We start from the raw sequence: 22317 nt of genomic DNA on the forward strand, positions 1-22317 counted from the left end.
TTTACCTTTTTTCGTTATTTCCCGCGGTCGCCGCGGGCGCGCTCGGCGCGGCCCGCTCGACCGGTTTGATTTTCTGGCCGGGGGCCAACTGCGCGGCGTTTTCCACCACCACGCGCTCGCCGCCTTTCAGCCCCTCTGTGACGACCCAGTTCGGGCCCAGCAGCCGGTGCGCGGCCACCGGCACGCTGCGCAGCTCGCCGTCGTCGCCGGCCACCAGCAGGTGCGCGGCATCGGCGTTGCGCAGCAGGGCGTTGCGCGGCACCAGGAAAGTGTCGCGGTTGACCGCCTGCTCCAGCCGCACCCGCACGTACATGCCCGGCAGCAGTTCGCGCCCCGGGTTGTCGAACAGCGCGCGCATGGTCACGTTGTCGGTGCCGGGATCGACCGCCAGGTCGGCGAACGACAACGTGCCGCCCTGGCCGTACTCGGAGCCGTCCGGCAGCAGCAGGCGCACCCGCATCTTGTCGGGCGCGACGCCTTGCAGGGCGCCGGCGCGGATCTGCTTCTGCAACTGCATGACTTCGGCGGCGGGCTGCGAGAAATTGACGTAGATCGGGTCGAGCTGCTGCACCACCGTCAGCGGCGTGGCCTGGCCTTCGCCCACCAGCGCGCCCTCGGTGACCAGGGCGCGGCGCGCGCGGCCATCGATCGGGGAGGTGACCCGGGCGTATTCCAGCCGCAGCCTGGCGCTTTGCAGGTTGGCCTTGGCCAGGGCCACCTCGGCGCGGGCCTGGCGCTCCTCGGCCACGCTCTCGGCGTGGTCGCGTTCGCTGATGGCGCGGTCCGACACCAGGTCGGCATAGCGGCGCAGCTTGTCGGCGGCGGCGGACAGGTTGGCCTGGGCGCGCGCGAGCGAGGCCGCCTCGGAATCGTAGGCGGCCTGCAGCGGCGCCGGATCGATCTGAAAGAGCGGCGTGCCGCGCGTCACTTCCTGGCCTTCTTCATACAGGCGGCGGGTGACGATGCCGGCCACGCGGGCGCGGACCTCGGCCTCGCGGTAGGGCTCCAACCGGCCGGGCAGCTCGCTGGCGACGGCGGTGGGCGTGGCCCTGGCCACGATGACGCCGACTTCGGCGGGGGCCTTGGCGGCTTCGGGCGTTTCCTGCTTCGAGCATGCGGAAACAAGAACCAGTACGGAGGCGAATGCGAGCGTTCTGAGGGGAACTCGGTGCGTCATTTCTAAAAATTATTGTGAGGCGCCCGTTGCGGGCGAGAGCGGGAGAATCGCGGGTTTTCCCTGTGGGGTCCGCAGTCTATCATTTAATCCGTCATGCTTGATTAATTGTTTTGTTCGAAAGTATGCTGGCGGCTGCATACTTCTTTACAGTGCGCAGACGGCGGCCCCCGCAAGGCGGGCCGCCGTTTTCATGTCCCCCCTTCAACCCTTTTTCCACAAGGAGATCCCTGTATGGCCCGCAAGACGAAAGAAGAATCCCAACGCACCCGCGACCGCATCCTGGACGCCGCCGAACACGTGTTCCTGTCCAAGGGCGTGGCCAGCACCACCATGAGCGATATCGCCGATTTCGCGGGCGTGTCCCGGGGCGCCGTCTACGGCCATTACAAGAACAAGATCGATGTCTGCATCGCCATGTGCGACCGGGCCCTGGGAGAAGCGGTGTCGCTGACCCGCGTGTCGACCGACGGCGAGGCGCTGGAAGCGCTCTACGCGTCGATGCGCCAGTACGTGCAGATCTACGCCGAGGAAGGCTCGGTTCAGCGCGTGCTGGAAATCCTCTACCTGAAATGCGAGCGCAGCGACGAGAACGCGCCCCTCCTGCGCCGTCGCGACCTGTGGGAACGCCACGCCCTGCGCACGTCCGAGAAACTGCTGCGCGCCGCCGTCAGCCGCGAAGACCTGCCGCCCGCCCTGGACGTGCGCCTGTCCAATGTCTACCTGCATTCCCTGATCGAAGGCGTGTTCGGCACTATCTGCTGGTCCGATCGCCTCAAGGGCGATATCTGGCCGCGCGTCGAGCGCATGCTCCGCGCCGCCATCGATACGCTGCGGCTGTCGCCGCAACTGCGGTTGCCGCAGGCCGCCTGATCGCAGGCCGCCTGATCGCAGGCCGCCTGATCCTACAATCGGGGCATGACCCTCAAGCAACTCGAAGCCTTCTATTGGGCCGCCACCTGCGCCAGTTTCGCCGTGGCGGCCGAGCGGCTGCACCTGTCGGTGTCATCGCTGTCCAAGCGCATCGTCGAGCTCGAGGACGCGCTGGGCCGGCCGTTGTTCGACCGCAGCGGCCACAAGGCGGTCCTGACCGACGCCGGCCAGCGGCTGCTGCCGCAAGCGCGCGAACTGCTGGCGGCGGCCGACGGCATCCGCGCTTCGCTGGCCGAAGCCCCGGGACTGCGCGGCCGTTGCCGTTTCGGCGTGGGCGAACTGACCGCGCTGACCTGGCTGCCGCGCCTGATCGGCGTGGTCCGCGCCGCCTATCCCGACCTGGTGCTGGAGCCCTATGTGGATATCGGCCAGGTGCTGGAGCAGCGGGTAGCCGACGGCGAACTGGATTTCGCCGTCATCGCCGGGCGTTCCTCGCGCCCCAACATCGCATCCGCGCCGATCGGGGAGGCTGCGTTCGCCTGGGCCGCGGCGCCTGCCGCGCTGGCGGGCGCGACCCGCATGTCGCCCGGCCTGCTGGCCCGGCTGCCGCTGGTGACCCTGCCGGCGGGCGCGGGCACCACCCGCATCGTGGACGATTGGCTGGCCGGACGCGACGTGGCCGGCGAGCGGCTCTGCTGCAACAACTGGGGCGCCATCGCCGGCCTGCTGATCGAGGGCACCGGGGTGGGACTGCTGCCCAGCCATTGGGCGCGGGCGTTGCAGGACGAGGGCAGCCTGCGGGTGCTCGATTGCGATCCGGCGCCAGCGGCATTGCCGTATTCCTTTCAGTATCGCCGCGACGACACCCGGCCGCTGGTGGGCAAACTGCGGGAATCCGTGCTGGCGGCGGTCGACTTCTCGGCGCCTTGCCGCCTGCCTTGAGACCGCGGGGCCGGCGGCGGCGCGCGGGCGACCTGTCCGCAAGGCGGTCGCCGCGGGCGCGTTTGGACGGCTGACTGCCCGCGCTCTATACAATCGTGGCGCGCCTGGCGCAGAATCCAAACAAGAACGTGCGCAACGGGGGGATGGGCCCGGCGATGCAGCACGGCTCGGGGTCTGTTCCCTCACCGCCGGGCGGCGCGCCGTCCGGCGCGGGGGGAAGCAGGCCGCCTGAATCGACGGAGATCATTCATGCGTAAACTCTGCCTCGCCATGGCCATGGCGGGAATGCTGGCCAGCGGGCTGGCCCAAGCCCAGTCGACCCTGCGGGTCGGCCTGCAGGACGACCCGGACGTGCTCGATCCGACCCGCGCCCGCACCTTTGTCGGCCGCATCGTGTTTGCCTCGCTGTGCGACAAGCTGGTCGACATCACGCCGGACCTGAAGTTCGTGCCGCAGTTGGCGCAGTCCTGGAGCACCAGCCCGGACAACAAGACGCTGACCTTCAAGCTGCGCACCGATGCCGTGTTCCATGACGGCACGCCGATCGACGCCGCCGCGGTCAAGGCCAACCTGGATCGCGCCCGCACGCTGCCCGACAGCAACCGCAAGAGCGAGCTGGCCACCGTGGCCAGCGTCGACGCGCCCGACGCCAGCACCGTGGTGCTGCACCTGTCCGAGCCCGACGCCTCGCTGTTGTCGCAGTTGTCCGACCGCGCCGGCATGATGATCTCGCCCGCCTCGTTCGACAAGGATCCCGGCGGCAAGCCGGTGTGCTCGGGCCCGTACCAGTTCAAGGAACGGGTGCAGAACGACCGCATCGTGCTGGAGAAATTTCCCAAGTATTGGGACGCCGCCAATTACCACTTCGACCGAGTGGTGTTCACGCCGATCCCCGACAACACCGTGCGCCTGAACAATCTGCGCGCCGGCGACCTCGACATCATCGAGCGCGTGGCGCCCAGCGACGTCAAGGCGGTCAAGGACGACGCCAATCTGCGCCTGGCCCCGGTCACCGGCCTGGGCTTCCAGTCGATCTCGGTCAACCTGGGCAACGGCGCCCGCGCCAACAACCCGCTGGCCAAGGACAAGCGGGTGCGCCAGGCGCTCGACCTGGCCATCGACCGCGACGTGCTCAACCAGGTCATCGGCGAAGGCCAGTACCAGCCGGCCTACCAGCCGTTCCCGCCGGCCAGCTTCGCCTACAACAAGTCGTTCGAGCACGCCGGCCGCGATCCCAGGAAGGCCCAGGCCCTGCTCAAGGAAGCGGGCTTCGACCGCGTCAAGTTCGAGATCACCTTCGGCAACAACACCACCATGCAGCAGGTGTTCGAGCTGGTGCAGGCCATGGGCGCCGAGGCCGGCTTCGACATTACCCTGCGTCCGGTGGAGTTCGCCTCGCTGCAATCGTCGCTGGCCCGCGGTGACTTCGAAGTCGGGCAGAGCGGCTGGTCCGGCCGCGTCGATCCCAGCGGCAACATCCACCAGTACCTGAGCTGCAAGGGCAACCTGAACGACGGCAAGTTCTGCGATCCCCAGGCCGACAAGCTGCTCAACGAGGCCCGCGCCGAGCCGGACACGGCCAAGCGCCGCGCCCTGTACGATCAGGTGCTGTCGGTGATGCAGGACCAGCGTCCCATCGTCTACCTGTTCTACCTGCCGTGGACCTTCGGCACGCAGAAGAAGCTGGAAGGCTTCGTGCCGTATCCCGATGGCCTGATCCGCCTGAAGGGCGTCACCCTGGCCGGGAAGTAGCATCGAGCCAGATACGGGACCCGGTTGCGGGTCCCGTTTTTACTTGTCTCTCGCGGCCGCCGGCCTCGCGCCGTCCGCAACAGGATCGCATCATGATGTTTACGACTCGCCCGGAAATCCTCGGCACCTTTGGTGTCGTGACCTCCACCCATTGGCTGGCCAGCTCAGCCGGCATGTCGCTGCTGGAGCGCGGCGGCAACGCCTTCGACGCCTGTGTCGCCTCGGCCTTCGTGCTGCAGGTGGTCGAGCCCCACCTGGTCGGCCCGGCCGGCGAAGTGCCGGCGGTGTTCTATTCCGCCCGCACCGGCCGCCTCGAAGTGCTGTGCGGCCAGGGCACCACGCCCGCCGCCGCCACGCTCGAGCGCTACCGCGCCGAAGGCCTCGGTCTGATCCCCGGCAACGGCCTGCTGGCCACCGTGATCCCCGGCGCGTTCGACGCCTGGATGCAGTTGCTGCGCGACCACGGCACGATGCGCGTGCGCGACGTGCTGGAACCGGCCATCTACTACGCGGAGCACGGCCACGCGCTGATGCCGCGCATCTCCAACACCATCGCCGGCCTGAAGGACTTCTTCCAGGCCCACTGGCCCACCACCGCGCAGGTCTACCTGCCCGGCGGCAACGTGCCCGAGGCCCGCAAGCTGTTCCGCAACCCGGCGCTGGCCGCCACCTGGACCCGCGCGTTGCGGGAAGCGGAACAGGCCGGCGGCGACCGCGAGCGCCAGATCGAGGCCGCCCGCGACGCCTTCTACCGCGGCTTCGTGGCCGAGGCCATCGACAAGTTCGCGCGCGGCACCGAGGTCATGGACGAGAGCGGCCAGCGCCATCGGGGTGTGATCACCGCCGACGACCTGGCCGGCTGGTCCGCCAGCTACGACCCGCCCGCCACCTATGACTACCACGGCTACACCGTGGCCAAGGCAGGCGCCTGGAGCCAGGGGCCGGTGTTCCTGCAGACCCTGGCGCTGCTCAAGGAGATGGACCTGGCCGGCGTCGGCCCGACCAGCGCCGAGTTCGTGCACCGAGTCACCGAGGCCATGAAGCTGGCCTTCGCCGACCGCGAGGCCTACTACGGCGATCCCGCCTTCGTCGATGTGCCGCTGGCCCAATTGCTGTCGGACGACTACAACGACGCGCGCCGCGCGCTCATCGGCGAGCAGGCCTCGCAGGACCTGCGGCCCGGCGTGATTGCCGGCTTCGAGGCGCAGGTGGCGCGGGTGATGGACACGCTGCAGCGCCTGTCCAAGGTGTCGGCCCCCGGCAGCGCGACCAACGAACCGACGCTGGCCGACATGCGCGCCTCGGTCAAGCGCGGCGACACCACCCACGTCGACGTCATCGACCGCTGGGGCAACATGATCTCGGCCACGCCTTCGGGCGGCTGGTTCCAGTCCTCGCCGGTGATCCCGGAACTGGGTTTCGGCCTGAACACCCGCGCCCAGATGTTCTGGCTGGAAGAGGGACTGCCGGGCACGCTGGCGCCGGGCAAGCGCCCGCGCACCACGCTGACGCCGTCGCTGGCGCTGCGCGAGGGCCGGCCCTATCTGGCGTTTGGCACACCGGGCGGCGATCAGCAGGAACAATGGCAACTGCTGTTCTTCCTGCGCCACGCGCACCACGGCCTGAACCTGCAGGAAGCCATCGACCTGCCGATGTCGCACACCATGCATTTCCCCACCTCGTTCTACCCGCGCGATCGCAAGCCGGGGCACCTGGCGGTGGAAAGCGGCTTCGGCGCCGAGACCATCGCCGCGCTGCGCGCCCGCGGGCACCACATCGAGGAAGTCCCGCAGTGGTCGGTTGGCCGCCTGACCGCCGCTTCGCGCGACGCCGACGGCCTGCTGCACGCGGCCGCCACGCCGCGCCTGATGCAGGCCTACGCGGTCGGCCGCTGAGCCGCGTGCCGGCGCGTCCGACAGGCGCGCGCCGGCACGGTTGCGGCGATTTGCCGCCATGGGCTATCTTTTGTCCATGACGCCTATCCAGCAGAGCCCGGCGAACGGGGCTCGTCCCCTCGCGGGACACGAACCTCTCTTCATCGTCCTGAACACCGGCTCCGGGCGCGGCGACGCGCAAGTGCTGCAGGACATCATCCGCCGCGTGCTCGACGAGGCCGGCCGGCGCTACCAGTTGATGCCAATCGACGATCCATCGCGCCTGGTCGACACCGCCCGCGAGGCCGTGGCCCTGGCGCGCGAGGCTGGCGGCATCGTGGTCGCGGCCGGCGGCGACGGCACGCTCAACGCCGTCGCCGGCCAGGTGCTGGGGCAGGGCGTGCCGTTCGGCATCCTGCCGCAAGGCACCTTCAATTACTTCGGCCGCCGCTACGGCATCTCGCAGGACACCGAAGCCGCGCTGCGCGGCCTGCTGGGCGGCGAGCTGCGGCCGGTGCAGGTCGGCCTGCTCAATGGCCGCCTGTTCCTGGTCAACGCCAGCCTGGGGCTCTATCCGCAACTGCTGGAAGATCGCGAGGCCTACAAGCAGCGTTTCGGCCGCAGCCGCCTGGTGGCGCTCTGGTCCGGGCTGGTGACGCTGCTGCGCGCGCCGCGCCAGCTCAGCCTGCGGCTCGAGTACGAAGGCCGGACGCGCGATCTGCGTTCGCCGACGCTGGTGGTCGGCAACAACCGCCTGCAACTGGAGCACATCGGCATAGACCCCTCCGAACTCGATCGCAACCGCCTGGTGGCCATGGCCGCCCGGCCGGTGGGCACGCTGGCGCTCTATGGCCTGCTGTTGCGCGGCCTGTTCAGCCGCTTGGGCGAGGCCGAGCATGTGGTCAGCTTCGCCTTCGACCGTCTGAGGGTCTCGATTCGCGGACGCCGCCGCGTCAAGGTCGCCATGGACGGCGAGATATCCTGGATGGACACGCCCCTGGAATTCAAGGTGTCCGATACGCCCCTGCCGCTGGTGGTGCCGGTCGACGCCGAAGAGGAGCGCCCATGACGCGCATCCTGCAATTGTCGGACACCCACTTCGGCACCGAACGCAAGCCGGTGGTCGAGGCCGCGCTGGACCTGGCGCGCGCGCTCGCGCCGGACCTGGTCGTGATCAGCGGCGACATCACCCAGCGCGCCCGGCGCGGCCAGTTTGCGGCGGCCCGCAAGTTCATCGAGCGGCTCTCGCTGCCGGTGCTGGCGGTCCCGGGCAACCACGACATTCCCTTGTTCAATGTGTTCGCCCGGGCGCTCAACCCCTACGGCAACTACAAGCGCGCGCTCGGCGCCGTGCTCGAACCGGTCTATGAAACCGCCGGCCTGCTGGCCATCGGCGTCAACACCACGCGGCCCCGCCGCCGCAAGGATGGCGAGATCTCCGACGCCCAGATCGCGCGCGTGGCGCAGCGGCTGCGCCAGGCCCGGCCCGGCCAGTTGCGGGTGGTGGTGGCGCATCACCCGGTGCGCGCCAAGGTCGAGTCCGATCGCTTCAACCTGCTGATCGGCCGCGAGCGCGCGCTGGCGGCCTGGGCCCAGGCCGGAGTCGACCTGATCCTCGGCGGGCACATCCATCTGCCCTACGTGCTGCCCGCCAGCGCCGACCCGGGCGTCATGGCCGGCTGGGCGGTCCAGGCCGGCACCGCGTGCTCGCGCCGGGTGCGCGGCAACATCCCCAATTCGGTCAATGTGATCACGCGCGAGGGCGAGGGCGAGACCCGGGTCTGCCACGTCGAGCGCTGGGACTACGCCGCTGGCGCCCATGCCTTCGCGCCGGTCGACAAGACCCTGGTGGCGGGGTAGGGCGTGGCAACGGGAATCGGGACGGAGTGGGCGCCATGATCGACGCCGGGGCGGCATGGATTTCGTTGCACGCGCTGTCGTTGTTTCTGCTTTTGCCTTTGGGCGCGGCGCTCGTGGCGGTGGCGCTGGCGCGCGCCTGCATGCGGGCCCGGCCCGCCACGCGCCTGGCGGCGGGCGCGGGCGCCGTGGCGTTGGCCGGCGCGCTGTTCCTGGGGCTGGCCTTCGCCGTCACGCGGCAGGGGGCGGTGGTGGAATTCGACAGCGCCCTCGCCGCAGCGCTCAGCATGTCGCTGGGCGATTCCCTGCTGTGGCTGCTGTCCTGGTTCACCACACTGGGCGACCGGAATGTGCTGACGGTATTCGCAGTCCTGATGACCCTCGCGCTGCTGGCGCGCCGCCAGTGGGAATTGGCGGCCTTCTGCGCGGCCGCCACGGGCGGCGGCGGCCTCATCAACCGCCTCCTCAAGCAGGGTTTCGAACGCGTGCGGCCCGAGCATGATCATGGTTTCGCCACCGCCTTCGGTTGGAGCTTTCCCAGTGGCCATGCCTCGGCCGCCATGGCGGTGTACGGGGCCGCCTGCTATCTGGCCTGGCGCCTGGCGCCCGCGTCCTGGCGGTTGCCGGCAGCGGCCCTGGCGGCGGCGTTGGTGATGGCGATCGGCCTGAGCCGCGTGCTGCTGCAGGTGCATTTCGCCAGCGACGTGGTGGCGGGCTTCGCCGTCAGCTTCGCCTGGCTGGCGTTGTGCGTGGCCGCGGCCGAACGCCTGGGCGGCTCAGCGCGGCGCGATCAAGGCATTCAATAGCCGCGCATCCGGCCCGGCGCCGGCCGTTGGCCGCAGCGGCGCGCAGGCGTAGCGGCCGCCGGCGGTGGCGATCGCCTGGTCCAGCCGGCGCGCCCGCTCGGGCGGCGGCGGCTCCAGGTCCACGATCAGCTTGCCGGCCACGGGCGCGGTGACCTCGCCGTCGCTGAAGCGCTCAAGGGTCCGGTCGATTTCACGTTCGCGCGGCAGGGCCAGCACGATGGTGTCGGACTCCGCCAGCGCTTCGCGCGCCGAGGTCGCCAGGGTGGCGCTGCCGCGGAAGTCCTCGCAACGGTCCGGGTCGATGTCGTAGACGGTCAGGGCGATGTCCGGCTCGGCCGCGAGCAGGCGCCGCGCCGCCTGCGTGCCGGTGCGGCCCATGCCGACGATGCTGATGCGCAGGCTCATGGCTTCGGCACCGACCAGGTGCTGACGATATGGGCCAGCGGCTCATCCGAACCCGCGGCGGTCAGGATGACCTCGCCCGCGGACAGGCGGCCCACCTTGAGCAGCCGCGCCTCGGCGTGGATTGCGCCGGCCGGGCTCTTGCGCAGGAAGTTGATGGTCAGGCTGGCCGTGACCGCGTGGGCCTGGCCAGTGGCGCCGACCACCGCCGCATACATGGCCAGGTCGGCCAGCCCCATCAGCATCGGGCCGGCGACGATGCCGCCGAGCCGCTGGTGGCTGTCGCGCGCGGGCAGCACGGCCAGCGCGGTGCCGCGGCCGATGCGCTGCACTTCGATCCCCAACAGTAGCGAAAACGGATGTTGCTCGGCCAGCAGCAGCCGGAAATCGGCCAGGCTGATCAGCGGCGCGTCGGTGTCGGCGCAGGGCAGGGTCGTGGCGGTCATCGTTGTTCCAGGGCGTGGCAGTAGTGATCCAGCAGGACGTCGGCCTGCTGGCCCAGCGATTTCAGGCGGCGGGTGTGCAATAGCAGAAGCAGCCCGATCAGGTAGGTGAAGACATTCATCTGCTCGACCTGCACTGCCTCGGCCGTCCAGGACTTGGTGCGGGCCAGGGCCTGGCCAAGCACGTCGACGCACAGCCGCAGCCGGCCGTTGAGCCGTTCGTCCATGTCGCGCCCCAGCCCGCGCGGCCCCAGCCCCTGGAACAGGTACAGCCCCAGCGAGAAATCGGTGCGGCGCTCGGCGTAGTAGCCGAAGAAAGCCTGGATGGCCTGGCGCGCGGCGGACGCGGGCGCGCCGCCGGAGGTCGCGCCCAGCAGATGGGTGTGCAGGCGCTGCAGCGATTCGTCCAGCAGGGCGCCGTACAACGCCTCCTTGCCCGCGAACCAGGGGTAGATCGCGCCGGTGGTGCAGCCGGCCTCCTTGGCGATGGCGCGCAGCGTGGTCTTTTCCAGCCCGTCGCGCTCGAATACCCGCTGGGCGGCGTCCAGGATCATCTGCCGGCGCAGCGCGCTCAGGCGTTCATTGCGGTCGCTGCGAGGAGTGACGGTGGTCATGGCCAAGGAAGCGAAGGGGTGACTATGTTGCGAAATAATATCGCTGCTTTATTTAAATAACAACGTTATCCAAGCTGACGGCGCCAATGTGGGGGAGGCCGCCCGGGCAGACCGGGAAGCGGTCTTGCCGAAGAGGTTATTCGGTCTGGAAAGACATATGAAAGAAACCCGACGCGATCCCTTCATTTATTAGGGCCAGGGCTGAAAGTCGCATGGATACGTGGTCATTCGCAAAACGCAGGGTTAGCCCTATGGGGAGTTGGTCTGATGTTGCAATATCCCAACAGGGCTGTCGCAAACCTGCACTTTTCTGGTGTCGACCATAGCCAGCCCCCCCGATTTTTGATGCAATAGCGTCAACTTCCCTTCGCGGAGTTAGGGGGGCGGCAGGCTGGTTTGCTGGATTGCTGCTCTTGTCACTCAAATCAACGGAGATTTCTTAAATGAAAAAGACTCTGCTCGCTGCCGCCCTGCTCGCCGGTTTCGCCGGTGTCGCCCAGGCAGAAACGTCTGTCACCCTGTACGGCATCATCGACACGGGTATCGGCTACAACAAGATCAGCGGTGCTGGCGATGCCAAGAACGGCAGCCGTATCGGCATGATCAACGGTGTCCAGAACGGTTCGCGCTGGGGTCTGCGTGGTTCGGAAGATCTGGGTGACGGCCTGCGCGCTGTTTTCCAACTGGAATCGGGTTTCGACTCGGGTAACGGCAAGTCGGCTCAAAACGGCCGTCTGTTCGGCCGTCAAGCCACCGTCGGTCTGGCCAGCGACAGCTGGGGTCAACTGGACTTCGGTCGCCAAACCAACATCGCGTCGAAGTACTTCGGCTCGATCGATCCGTTCGGCGCCGGCTTCAACGTCGCCAACATCGGTACCGGCATGAGCGCTGCCAACACGCAACGCTACGACAACATGGTCATGTACCAAACCCCGTCGTTCAGCGGCTTCCAGTTCGGCGTTGGCTACTCGTTCAGCGCTGACGAAGGCAATGCCGACAGCTCGACCAAGGCTGACCCGGCTCGCGTTGGCTTCAAGACCGCCGACAACGTCCGTGCCATCACGACCGGCCTGCGCTACGTCAATGGTCCCCTGAACGTCGCTCTGTCGTACGACCAACTGAACGCTTCGCACAACCAAGCTCAAGGTGAAGTCGACGCGACGCCCCGTTCGTACATGATCGGCGGTTCGTATGACTTCGAAGTGGTCAAGCTGGCCCTGGCCTACGCTCGCACCACCGACGGCTGGTTCGCCACGTCCAACCCGGCCGGCGCTTCGGGCTCGATTACCGTTGACGGTACGTCGCGCAAGCTGGGCTTCGGTGCCAACCAGTTCGCTGATGGCTTCAAGGCCAACTCCTACCTGCTGGGTCTGTCGGCTCCGATCGGCGGCGCTTCGAGCCTGTTCGGTTCGTGGCAGCGCGTTGACCCGTCGAACAACAAGCTGACTGGCGACGATGCCACGATGAACGTGTTCTCGGCCGGCTACACCTACGACCTGTCCAAGCGTACCAACCTGTACGCCTACGGTTCGTACTCGAAGAACTACGCGTTCAACGACGGCGTCAAGGCGACCGCTGTTGGCGTGGGCCTGCGTCACCGCTTCTAATCGAAAGCAGGGCGCAAGTCCTGCCTAGATTCTTAGTGCATGAGCGGGCTTCGGCCCGCTCATATGAAACCACCCTTCGGGGTGGTTTTTTGTTTGCGATCAGTCTGTTTTTTTACGGTAATTCGCGACCGCTGTGCGGGCGTTTTATCGTGCTGGTGGCGCGGGCGTGGCGCGATTGCGGTAAGCTGTTTGCTTCCCGTCAAAGATTGCGATTGTTCCACTGGAGAAATGCAGTCTTTCACCCGCTGTTCACGCTACAGAGTTCAGCCGGAAGTAACCGCGCGAATGCTACAATCCTAAGGTTTGCGCATTTGACGGACGCCTGAATGAACCTGCAACAGTATTTCCCCGTCCTGCTGTTTATCGTAGTGGCCACCCTTATCGGGTTCGCGCTTCTGACGGCCGGCTCCCTCCTTGGCCCGCGGCGTCCCTACGCCGAGAAGCTATCCCCCTATGAGTGCGGCTTCGAAGCGTTCGAAGACGCGCGCATGAAGTTTGACGTGCGCTACTACCTGGTGGCGATCCTGTTCATTCTTTTCGACCTGGAAATCGCGTTCCTGTTCCCGTGGGCCATCGCCCAGGGCACGGTTGGAATCGTCGGCTTCTGGACGGTCATGGTTTTCCTCGCCGTGTTGACCGTCGGCTTCATCTACGAATGGAAAAAGGGCGCGCTGGACTGGGAATGACCCGCCGGGTTATTTCATCACCGCACGCTATCAGAGACGAATATGGCTATAGACGGCATTCTCAAGCAAGGGTTCATCACAACCAGCGCCGATAAGTTCCTTAACTGGGCGAAAACCGGCTCCATGTGGCCCATGACCTTCGGCCTGGCCTGTTGCGCGGTCGAGATGATGCACGCGGGCGCGGCCCGCTACGACCTGGACCAGTTCGGCATCATCTTCCGCCCCAGCCCGCGTCAGTCCGACCTGATGATCGTCGCCGGCACGCTGTGCAACAAGATGGCGCCGGCGCTGCGCAAGGTCTACGACCAGATGCCCGAACCGCGTTGGGTGGTGTCGATGGGCTCCTGTGCCAATGGTGGCGGTTACTACCACTACTCGTATTCCGTGGTGCGCGGCTGCGATCGCATCGTACCGGTAGACGTCTACGTGCCGGGCTGCCCGCCCACGGCCGAGGCGCTGGTCTACGGCTTGCTGCAGATGCAGAACAAGATCCGCCTGACCAACACGATTGCGCGCTGAGTTTGCGCTCCGGTCCGCGGCCGCCGCAAACGCCGCCGCAGGACCCCGCGAAACAGCGTATCGGTTCACCTAAGCGTACAAGATGATGACCAGGCTCGAAACCCTGAAAAACAATTTGCAGACCACCCTCGGCGCGGACATCGCGCTGACCGAGGCGCTGGGCGAGCTGACGCTCGAAGTGCCCGCGGAGCAGTGGTTCTCCGTCTGCAACAAGCTGCGCACCGAAGCCGGCCTGCGCTTCGAAATCTGTATCGACCTCTGTGGCGTCGACTACCTCACCTGGGGCAACGGCACGCGCCAACTGCCCGAGGAAACCAACGCCAAGGTGCACCGCGCGCGCTTCGCCGTGGTCGCGCACCTGCTGTCGGTCGAGAACAACTGGCGCCTGCGCGTGCGCACCTGGGCGCCGGACGACGAGTTCCCGATGGTCGCCTCGCTGATGGAATGCTGGCCGGCCGTGGGCTGGTTCGAGCGCGAGGCGTTCGACCTGTACGGCATCGTCTTCGAAGGCCACCCGGACCTGCGCCGCATCCTGACCGACTACGGCTTCATCGGCCACCCGTTCCGCAAGGACTTCCCGCTCTCCGGCACCGTCGAAATGCGCTACGACCCGGAACAGAAGCGCGTCATTTACCAGCCCGTCACGATCGACCCGCGCGAGATCACGCCGCGCGTGGTGCGCGAAGACACCTACGGCTTGGGACGTTGAATCATGGCAGAAATCAAGAACTACACGCTCAACTTCGGCCCGCAGCACCCGGCCGCTCACGGCGTGCTGCGCCTGGTGCTCGAGCTGGACGGCGAAGTCATCCAGCGCGCCGACCCGCACATCGGCCTGCTGCACCGCGCCACTGAAAAGCTGGCCGAGCACAAGACCTACATCCAGGCGCTGCCCTACATGGACCGCCTGGACTACGTGTCCATGATGTGCAACGAGCACGCCTACGTCATGGCCATCGAGAAGCTGCTGGGCGTCGAAGCTCCGCTGCGCGCACAGTACATCCGCGTCATGTTCGACGAGATCACGCGTCTCCTGAACCACCTGATGTCGCTGGGTTCACACGCGCTCGACGTGGGCGCCATGGCGGTGTTCCTGTACGCCTTCCGTGAACGCGAAGACCTGATGGACTGCTACGAAGCGGTCTCGGGCGCCCGCATGCACGCGGCCTACTATCGTCCGGGCGGCGTCTACCGCGACCTGCCGGACACCATGCCGCAGTACGGCGAGACCAGCAAATACCGTGGCGAGAAGGAAGTGCGCGTCATGAACGACGCGCGTTCGGGCTCGCTGCTGGACTTCATCGAAGACTTCACCAACCGTTTCCCCGCCTGCGTCGACGAGTACGAAACCCTGCTCACCGACAACCGCATCTGGAAGCAGCGCCTGGTCGGCATCGGCGTGGTCGATCCCGACCGCGCCAAGGCCCTGGGCTTCACCGGCCCGATGCTGCGAGGCTCGGGCGTGGCCTGGGACCTGCGCAAGATGCAGCCCTACGAAGTCTACGACCTGCTCGATTTCGACATCCCCGTCGGCGTCAACGGCGACTGCTACGACCGCTACCTGGTCCGCATCGCCGAAATGCGCGAGAGCAACCGCATCATCCGCCAGTGCGTGGAATGGCTGCGCAACAACCCGGGCCCGGTCATGATCGAGAACCACAAGATCGCCCCGCCCAAGCGCACCGCCATGAAGACCAACATGGAAGAGCTGATCCATCACTTCAAGCTCTTCACCGAAGGTTTCCACGTGCCCCCGGGTGAAGCGTTCGCCTCGGTGGAGCACCCCAAGGGCGAGTTCGGCATCTACCTGGTGTCGGACGGCGCCAACAAGCCGTACCGCCTGAAGATTCGGGCCCCCGGCTTCGCCCACCTGCAATCGCTGGACGAAATGTCGCGCGGTCACATGATCGCCGACGCCGTCACCATCATTGGTACGCAGGACATCGTTTTCGGCGAGATCGATCGCTGATCCGCCAGACAGTCACGAGCACGCCCGCATAACCCGGATTCAAACTATGCTGCTTTCCGAACAGGCCTACCAGAAAATCGACCGAGAACTCGCCAAGTTCCCGGCCGACCAGCGGCAGTCCGCCATCATGGCCTCTCTTGCCATCGCGCAGGAAGAGAAGGGCTGGTTGGCTACCGACATCATCGAAGATGTGGCCAACTACATCGGCGTTCCTCCCATCGCGGTCCAGGAAGTCGCCACCTTCTACAACATGTTCGACGTCAAGCCCGTCGGCAAGACCAAGATCGCGGTCTGCACCAACCTGCCCTGTGCCTTGCGCGACGGCGAACGCGCCGGCGACTACCTCAAGCGCAAGCTGGGCGTGGACTACCGCGAAACCACCGCTGACGGCCAGTTCACCCTGGTCGAAGGCGAGTGCATGGGCGCCTGCGGCGATTCCCCCGTGCTGATCGTGAACAACAAGCATATGTGCGTGCGCATGACCGAAGAGAAGCTGGACGCGCTGGTCGCGGCCCTCAAGGCGCAAGGAGAGTCGGCATGAACGCGCCCGACATCTACAAGCAGTTCGCGCAGGGCCTGGAGCCCAACCCGCTGAACGACCTGTCCAACTCGATGTGCCTGCATGGCCGCCACATCAAGCCGCAGATCATGGCCGACGTCGACGGCGCCAACTGGCGCCTGGCCGACTACGTCAAGCGCGGCGGCTACGAAGCCCTGCGCAAGATCCTCACCACCGGCATGAAGCCGGAAGACGTCATCGCCGAAGTCAAGGCGTCGGGCCTGCGCGGCCGCGGCGGCGCGGGCTTCCCGACCGGCCTGAAGTGGAGCTTCATGCCGCGCGCCTTCCCGGGCCAGAAGTACCTCGTCTGCAACTCGGACGAAGGCGAACCCGGCACGTTCAAGGATCGCGACATCCTGCGCTTCAATCCGCACATCGTGATCGAAGGCATGGCGATCGCCGCCTACGCGATGGGCATCAGCGTCGGCTACAACTACATCCACGGTGAAATCTTCGAAGTCTACGAGCGCTTCGAAGAGGCCCTGGAAGAGGCGCGCGCCGCCGGCTTCCTGGGCGACAAGATCCTGGGTTCGGAATTCAACTTCCAGTTGCACGCGTTCCACGGCTACGGCGCCTACATCTGTGGCGAGGAAACCGCGCTGCTGGAATCGCTGGAAGGCAAGAAGGGCCAGCCGCGCTTCAAGCCGCCGTTCCCGGCCAGCTTCGGCCTGTACGGCAAGCCCACCACCATCAACAACACCGAAACCTTCGCGGCGGTGCCCTGGATCATCCGCAACAGCGGCCAGGCCTACCTCGAAGTCGGCAAGCCCAACAACGGCGGCACCAAGCTGTTCTCGATCACCGGCGACGTCGAGCGTCCCGGCAACTACGAGATCCCGCTGGGCACCCCGTTCTCGACCCTGCTGGAACTGGCGGGCGGCATGCGCGGCGGCAAGAAGCTCAAGGCCGTGATCCCCGGCGGCTCGAGCGCCCCGGTGCTGCCGGCCGACATCATGATGGAAACCACGATGGACTACGACGCCATCGCCAAGGCGGGTTCCATGCTGGGTTCCGGCGCGGTGATCGTCATGGACGAGACGCGCTGCATGGTCAAGTCGCTGCTGCGCCTGTCGTATTTCTATTTCGAGGAAAGCTGCGGCCAGTGCACGCCGTGCCGCGAAGGCACCGGCTGGCTGTACCGCATGGTGCACCGCATCGAAAACGGCCACGGCCGTCCGGAAGATCTGGACATGCTGGACAACGTGGCGGGCAACATCATGGGCCGCACCATCTGCGCCCTGGGTGACGCCGCCGCCATGCCCGTGCGTGGCTTCCTCAAGCATTTTCGCGACGAATTCGCGCACCACATCGAGCACAAGTCGTGTGTGGTTCCGCAATATCTGTAGGTCTCAGGAACAGCAATGGTTGAACTAACCGTCGACGGCAATACGGTAGAAGTGCCCGAGGGCAGCATGGTGATGCATGCGGCCCAGAAAGTCGGGCTTTACGTGCCGCATTTCTGCTACCACAAGAAACTGTCCATCGCGGCCAACTGCCGCATGTGCCTGGTCGAAGTGGAAAAGGCGCCCAAGGCGCTGCCCGCCTGCGCCACCCCCGTGACGAACGGCATGGTCGTGCACACCTGCTCCGAGAAGGCTCGCGCCGCTCAGAAGTCGGTGATGGAATTCTTGCTCATCAATCACCCGCTCGACTGCCCGATCTGCGATCAGGGCGGCGAATGCCAGTTGCAGGACCTGGCCGTGGGCTACGGCGGCTCTTCCTCGCGTTACCAGGAAGAAAAGCGCGTGGTGTTCCACAAGGACCTGGGCCCGCTGGTTTCCGCCGAGGAAATGAGCCGCTGCATCCACTGCACCCGCTGCGTGCGCTTCGGCCAGGAAATCGCCGGCGTCATGGAACTGGGCATGCTGGGCCGTGGCGAGCACTCCGAGATCACCTCGTTCGTCGGCCGCTCGATCGAGTCCGAACTGTCGGGCAACATGATCGACATCTGTCCGGTGGGCGCGCTGACCTCCAAGCCCTTCCGCTACAGTGCCCGTACCTGGGAACTGGCCCGTCGCCGTTCGGTCAGCCCGCACGACAGCCTGGGCGCCAACCTGGTGGTCCAGGTCAAGGGCGACCGCGTGATGCGCGTGGTGCCGTTCGAAGACGAAGCCATCAACGAATGCTGGATCAGCGACCGCGACCGCTTCTCGTATGAAGGCCTGAACAGCGAAGACCGCCTGGCCGCGCCGATGATCAAGGGCGCCGACGGCAAGTGGCAGGAAGCCTCCTGGGCTGACGCCCTGGCTGCCGTGGCCCAGGGCCTGTCGCGCGTGCGTGACAGTTTCGGCGCCGGCCAGATCGGCGCCCTGGCGTCCGAATACGCCACCACCGAGGAATACGCGCTGCTGGGCCGCCTGGTCCGCGCGCTGGGCTCCGAGAACATCGATTTCCGCCTGCGCCAGACCGACCCGGCCTTCGACGCCGCGCTGACCGGCGCGCCGTGGCTGGGCATGCCCATCGCCGAACTCGACAACCTGGACCGCGTCCTGGTGGTCGGCTCGTTCCTGCGCAAGGATCACCCGCTGATGGCCCAGCGCCTGCGCCAGGCCGCCAAGCGCGGCACGCAGATCCTGATGGTCGACAGCGCCGCCGACGATCCCCTGATGCCGGTCGCCGGCCGCCTCACCGTGGCCCCGTCCGAGCTGCCGCGCGCCCTGGCCGAAGTGGCCGTGGCCCTGGCGCAAGCCAAGGAAGCCGCGGTGCCGGCCGAGTTCGCCTCGGTCACCCCGGGCGAGAACGCCAAGATCATCGCCGCCAGCCTGGCGTCGGGCGCCAACACCGCCGTGCTGATGGGCAACCTGGCCGTGGCCAGCGCCCAGGCCTCGACCCTGGCCGCCAACGGCCGCGCCGTGGCCGACCTGGCCGGCGGCAAGTTCGGTTTCCTGACCTCCGGCGGCAACACCGTCGGCGGTTACTTGGCCGGCGCCATCCCGGGCAAGGGCGGCAAGAACGCCGCCGCCATGCTGGCCGAGCCGCTCAAGGCCTACGTGGTGCTGCACGCCGAGCCGCTGCTGGATGCCGACAATGGCCAGCAAGCCATCGCCGCGCTGCGCGGCGCGCAATTCGCCGTGGCCCTGACGCCTTACCGTTCGGCCGCCGCCGAATGGGCCGACGTCATGCTGCCGGTGGCGCCGTTCACCGAAACCTCGGGCACCTTCGTCAACGCCCAGGGCCTGGCCCAGAGCTTCAAGGGCACGGTCGCGCCTTTCGGCCAGACCCGTCCGGCCTGGAAGGTCCTGCGCGTGCTGGGCAACGTCCTGCACCTGGCTGGCTTCGATGACGAAACCTCCGAGTCCGTGCGCGATGCCGCGCTGGCCGGCGGCGTCGAAGGCCGCCTGTCCAACGACATCAAGGCCCCGCTGGGCCTGGGCCAGCCCCTGACCGGGCTGGAACGCGTCGCCGACGTGCCGATCTACCGCAGCGACGCCATGGTGCGCCGCTCGGCACCGCTGCAGGCCGCGCCGGCTTCGAAGCAGCCCGCCGCCCGCATGAACGGCAACACGCTCACCAGCCTGGGCCTGACCGCCGGCGTCAAGGTGCGCGTGACGGGCGGGCAGGGCGCTGTCGAGCTCGAAACCGTGCAGGACGACGCCGTGGCCGATCGCGCCGTGCGCATCGCCGCAGCCTTTGAAAATACCGCAGCCCTGGGTGGCGCATTTGGTCAACTCAGCGTGGAGCGTGCCTGATGGAATGGCTCAATGTTCTTGAAAGCCACGGAACGGCATTGCTCGGTCCGACGGTCTGGATGGTTCTCTGGACGATCATCAAGATCGTGGTCATCGCCGTGCCCATCATCCTGTGCGTCGCCTACCTGACGTACTGGGAGCGCAAGATGATCGGCGCCATGCATGTGCGCATGGGCCCGAACCGCGTCGGTTTCAAGGGGCTGCTGCAGCCGTTCGCCGACGTGTTCAAGCTGCTGACCAAGGAAGTCGTGGTCCCCAGCCAGGCCAACAAGGTGCTGTTCGTCGTGGCCCCCGTGGTCACGCTGATGCCGGCCCTGGCCGCCTGGGCGGTGGTGCCGTTCGGCCCCGACGTGGTCCTGGCCAACGTCAACGCCGGCCTGCTGTACATCATGGCCATCACCTCGATCGGCGTGTACGGCGTGATCGTCGCCGGCTGGGCCTCGAACTCCAAGTACGCGTTCCTGGGCGCGCTGCGCGCCTCGGCCCAGATGCTGTCGTATGAACTGGCCATCGGCTTCGTGCTGGTGACGGTGCTGCTGGTGTCCGGCAGCCTGAACATGTCCGAGATCGTGCATGTGCAGAACCGCGGCTGGTTCGCCGACAAGGGCCTGACGTTCCTGTCCTGGAACTGGCTGCCGCTCTTGCCGCTGTTCGTGATCTACGTGATCTCGGCCGTTGCCGAAACCAACCGTCACCCGTTCGACGTGGTGGAAGGCGAATCGGAAATCGTGGCCGGCCACATGGTCGAATACTCGGGCATGGCCTTCGCGCTGTTCTTCCTGGGCGAATACGCCAACATGATCCTGCTGTCGTGCATGGCGTCGATCATGTTCCTGGGCGGCTGGGCTTCGCCGATCGACATCGCGCCGCTGACCTGGATCCCGGGTTGGATCTGGCTCGGTCTCAAGACGTTCGTCGTGGTTTCGTTGTTCGTGTGGTTCCGCGCGTCGTTCCCGCGTTACCGCTACGACCAGATCATGCGTTTGGGTTGGAAGATCTTCATCCCGCTGACCGGTGTTTGGCTGGTCATTGTGGCGATCTGGATGCAGACGCCCTGGAACATTTGGCGCTAAGCCGCCAGGCAGAGGCAGGATATGGAAGCGATCAAAGATTTCTTCGGCAGCTTGATGCTGGCCGAACTGCTCAAGGGCATGCGCCTGACGGGCAAGTATTTCTTCAAGCGCAAGGTGACCTTGCGCTACCCGCAGGAAAAGACGCCGACCTCGGCGCGTTTCCGCGGCCTGCACGCGCTGCGCCGCTACCCCAATGGGGAAGAGCGCTGCATCGCGTGCAAACTGTGTGAAGCCGTGTGCCCCGCGCTGGCCATCACCATCGAGTCGGACCAGCGTGACGACGGCACCCGCCGCACCACGCGCTACGACATCGACCTGACCAAGTGCATTTTCTGCGGCTTCTGTGAGGAAAGCTGCCCCGTGGACTCGATCGTGGAAACGCACATCCACGAATACCACGGCGAAAAGCGCGGCGACCTGTATTTCACCAAAGACATGCTGCTCGCCGTGGGCGACCGCTACGAAGCCGAAATCGCCCGCCGCCGGGCCGAAGACGCTCCCTACCGTTGAGCCCAGGGTCCTGATCCATGACTTTTACCACTGTCCTGTTTTACATACTGGCCGCCGTGCTGGTGATCGCGGCGTTCCGCGTGATCACCGCGCGCAGCCCGGTCACCGCCGTCCTGCACCTGATCCTGGCGTTCGCCAACGCGGCCATGCTGTGGATGCTGCTGGGCGCCGAGTTCCTCGCGCTGCTGCTGGTGCTGGTGTACGTGGGCGCCGTGATGGTGCTGTTCCTGTTCGTCGTCATGATGCTGGACATCCGCATGGATGCCCTGCGCCAGGGCATGAAGACCTACCTGCCGCTGGGCCTGGTGATCGGCCTGGTGATGGTGCTGGAAATGGCCTTCGTGCTGGGCTCGACCTGGTACGGCTCGGGCCCGCAAGCCCCGGTCGCCGGCGACTACAACAACGCCCGCGCCCTCGGTGAAGCGATGTACACGCACTACATCTACGCCATCGAAGTCGGCGCCGCGCTGCTGCTGGTCGGCATGGTCGCCGCCATCGCGCTGACCCTGCGCCGCCGCCGCGATGTGAAGTACAACGACCCGGTCGCCGCGGTTCGCGTGCGCGCCAAGGACCGCTTCCGCATGGTGAGCATGCCCGCCCAGAGCGAGCGCGCCCAGGCCCAGAACGGCACCGCCGCGCCCCAAGGAGAAAAACAATGACGCTGACGCTGGCCCATTATCTGATCCTGGGGGCGATCCTGTTCGCCATCGGGATCTTCGGCATCTTCCTGAACCGCCGCAACCTGATCATTCTGCTGATGTCCATCGAGCTGGTGCTCCTGGCCGTCAACATGAACTTCGTGGCGTTCTCCAGCTGGTTCGGCGACACCGCCGGCCAGGTGTTCGTGTTCTTCATCCTGACCGTGGCCGCCGCTGAAGCGGCGATCGGCCTGGCCATCCTGGTGCTGCTGTTCCGCAACCTGAACACGATCAACGTTGACGAACTCGATCGCCTGAAGGGCTGACGGG

At 66.7% G+C, this 22317-nt stretch carries 23 protein-coding genes; 19 read left to right on the forward strand and 4 right to left on the reverse strand.

What is annotated here, in order from left to right; all coding sequences use genetic code 11:
* Position 1 precedes the first annotated feature (1 nt).
* Positions 2-1177 carry a multidrug efflux RND transporter periplasmic adaptor subunit AxyX gene (gene axyX / locus HV783_RS02135; protein ID WP_064525992.1) on the reverse strand — a complete coding sequence of 392 codons (1176 nt, stop codon included), beginning with the start codon at positions 1175-1177 and terminating at the stop codon, positions 2-4.
* 231 nt (positions 1178-1408) lie between these two features.
* Between axyX and axyZ the strand changes: the two genes are divergently transcribed.
* The 7 genes from axyZ to HV783_RS02170 all read left to right on the forward strand — a co-directional run bounded on the left by axyZ (position 1409) and on the right by HV783_RS02170 (position 9278).
* Positions 1409-2047: a multidrug efflux transcriptional repressor AxyZ gene (axyZ, locus tag HV783_RS02140; protein WP_054501612.1), complete on the forward strand. Its 639-nt coding sequence runs from the start codon at positions 1409-1411 to the stop codon at positions 2045-2047.
* Between the two features lie 45 nt (positions 2048-2092).
* Positions 2093-2989, forward strand: coding sequence for a LysR family transcriptional regulator (locus HV783_RS02145; protein WP_054501611.1), 897 nt, complete (start codon positions 2093-2095; stop codon positions 2987-2989).
* Between the two features lie 249 nt (positions 2990-3238).
* Entirely contained in the window at positions 3239-4741 is a 1503-nt protein-coding gene (locus HV783_RS02150) for an ABC transporter substrate-binding protein (RefSeq protein WP_054501610.1), read from the forward strand.
* Positions 4742-4836: 95 nt separating this feature from the next.
* Complete coding sequence (locus tag HV783_RS02155) at positions 4837-6636, forward strand: gamma-glutamyltransferase family protein (protein ID WP_175188625.1); 1800 nt, start codon at positions 4837-4839, stop codon at positions 6634-6636.
* Positions 6637-6712: 76 nt separating this feature from the next.
* Positions 6713-7684, forward strand: coding sequence for a diacylglycerol/lipid kinase family protein (locus tag HV783_RS02160; protein WP_054501951.1), 972 nt, complete (start codon positions 6713-6715; stop codon positions 7682-7684).
* Positions 7681-8475 carry a metallophosphoesterase family protein gene (locus HV783_RS02165; protein ID WP_054501609.1) on the forward strand — a complete coding sequence of 265 codons (795 nt, stop codon included), beginning with the start codon at positions 7681-7683 and terminating at the stop codon, positions 8473-8475. Before HV783_RS02160 ends, HV783_RS02165 begins: the two co-directional genes overlap by 4 nt.
* Before the next feature lie 35 nt (positions 8476-8510).
* Complete coding sequence (locus HV783_RS02170; RefSeq protein WP_144654942.1) at positions 8511-9278, forward strand: phosphatase PAP2 family protein; 768 nt, start codon at positions 8511-8513, stop codon at positions 9276-9278.
* Here HV783_RS02170 and HV783_RS02175 read toward each other — a convergent pair.
* The 3 genes from HV783_RS02175 to HV783_RS02185 are packed head-to-tail and all read right to left on the reverse strand — an operon-like array spanning position 9249 to position 10737.
* The gene (locus HV783_RS02175; protein WP_049072030.1) at positions 9249-9683 is read right to left on the reverse strand and encodes an NAD(P)-binding domain-containing protein; all 435 of its coding nucleotides are present in this window, start codon (positions 9681-9683) and stop codon (positions 9249-9251) included. The two genes, HV783_RS02170 and HV783_RS02175, sit on opposite strands and share 30 nt — an antisense overlap.
* On the reverse strand, positions 9680-10126 hold the full coding sequence (locus HV783_RS02180; RefSeq protein ID WP_054501607.1) for a PaaI family thioesterase: 447 nt from the start codon (positions 10124-10126) through the stop codon (positions 9680-9682). Before HV783_RS02180 ends, HV783_RS02175 begins: the two co-directional genes overlap by 4 nt.
* Positions 10123-10737: a TetR/AcrR family transcriptional regulator gene (locus HV783_RS02185; protein WP_054501606.1), complete on the reverse strand. Its 615-nt coding sequence runs from the start codon at positions 10735-10737 to the stop codon at positions 10123-10125. The genes HV783_RS02180 and HV783_RS02185 overlap by 4 nt, the downstream gene beginning before the upstream one ends.
* 443 nt (positions 10738-11180) lie before the next feature.
* Here HV783_RS02185 and HV783_RS02190 point away from each other — a divergent pair, with 443 nt between their 5' ends.
* The 12 genes from HV783_RS02190 (at position 11181) to nuoK (ending at position 22313) form a co-directional block, all read left to right on the forward strand.
* Complete coding sequence (locus HV783_RS02190; protein WP_054501605.1) at positions 11181-12344, forward strand: porin; 1164 nt, start codon at positions 11181-11183, stop codon at positions 12342-12344.
* A 326-nt stretch (positions 12345-12670) separates the two neighbouring features.
* Positions 12671-13030, forward strand: coding sequence for an NADH-quinone oxidoreductase subunit A (locus tag HV783_RS02195; protein ID WP_020924744.1), 360 nt, complete (start codon positions 12671-12673; stop codon positions 13028-13030).
* A gap of 42 nt (positions 13031-13072) precedes the next feature.
* A complete protein-coding gene (locus HV783_RS02200; RefSeq protein WP_006217960.1) occupies positions 13073-13549 on the forward strand; it encodes a NuoB/complex I 20 kDa subunit family protein in 477 nt (158 codons plus the stop codon).
* Positions 13550-13631: 82 nt separating this feature from the next.
* Positions 13632-14258 carry an NADH-quinone oxidoreductase subunit C gene (locus tag HV783_RS02205; protein WP_049072038.1) on the forward strand — a complete coding sequence of 209 codons (627 nt, stop codon included), beginning with the start codon at positions 13632-13634 and terminating at the stop codon, positions 14256-14258.
* A 3-nt stretch (positions 14259-14261) separates the two neighbouring features.
* Positions 14262-15518, forward strand: coding sequence for an NADH-quinone oxidoreductase subunit D (locus tag HV783_RS02210; RefSeq protein ID WP_006389211.1), 1257 nt, complete (start codon positions 14262-14264; stop codon positions 15516-15518).
* Between the two features lie 46 nt (positions 15519-15564).
* The gene (gene nuoE / locus HV783_RS02215; RefSeq protein WP_006389212.1) at positions 15565-16059 is read left to right on the forward strand and encodes an NADH-quinone oxidoreductase subunit NuoE; all 495 of its coding nucleotides are present in this window, start codon (positions 15565-15567) and stop codon (positions 16057-16059) included.
* Positions 16056-17423, forward strand: coding sequence for an NADH-quinone oxidoreductase subunit NuoF (gene nuoF, locus HV783_RS02220; protein ID WP_006393405.1), 1368 nt, complete (start codon positions 16056-16058; stop codon positions 17421-17423). Before nuoE ends, nuoF begins: the two co-directional genes overlap by 4 nt.
* A gap of 15 nt (positions 17424-17438) precedes the next feature.
* Positions 17439-19766: an NADH-quinone oxidoreductase subunit NuoG gene (nuoG, locus tag HV783_RS02225; protein WP_175188621.1), complete on the forward strand. Its 2328-nt coding sequence runs from the start codon at positions 17439-17441 to the stop codon at positions 19764-19766.
* Complete coding sequence (nuoH, locus tag HV783_RS02230; protein ID WP_006389215.1) at positions 19766-20839, forward strand: NADH-quinone oxidoreductase subunit NuoH; 1074 nt, start codon at positions 19766-19768, stop codon at positions 20837-20839. Before nuoG ends, nuoH begins: the two co-directional genes overlap by 1 nt.
* A gap of 21 nt (positions 20840-20860) precedes the next feature.
* The gene (gene nuoI / locus HV783_RS02235; protein ID WP_006389216.1) at positions 20861-21349 is read left to right on the forward strand and encodes an NADH-quinone oxidoreductase subunit NuoI; all 489 of its coding nucleotides are present in this window, start codon (positions 20861-20863) and stop codon (positions 21347-21349) included.
* Between the two features lie 17 nt (positions 21350-21366).
* Positions 21367-22008 (forward strand): NADH-quinone oxidoreductase subunit J, encoded by a 642-nt coding sequence (locus HV783_RS02240; RefSeq protein ID WP_049072046.1) that lies wholly within the window; start codon positions 21367-21369, stop codon positions 22006-22008.
* Positions 22005-22313 carry an NADH-quinone oxidoreductase subunit NuoK gene (gene nuoK, locus HV783_RS02245; protein ID WP_006217969.1) on the forward strand — a complete coding sequence of 103 codons (309 nt, stop codon included), beginning with the start codon at positions 22005-22007 and terminating at the stop codon, positions 22311-22313. Before HV783_RS02240 ends, nuoK begins: the two co-directional genes overlap by 4 nt.
* Positions 22314-22317 lie beyond the last annotated feature (4 nt).

The organism is Achromobacter dolens (assembly GCF_902859745.1).
GTDB lineage: Bacteria > Pseudomonadota > Gammaproteobacteria > Burkholderiales > Burkholderiaceae_B > Achromobacter > Achromobacter dolens.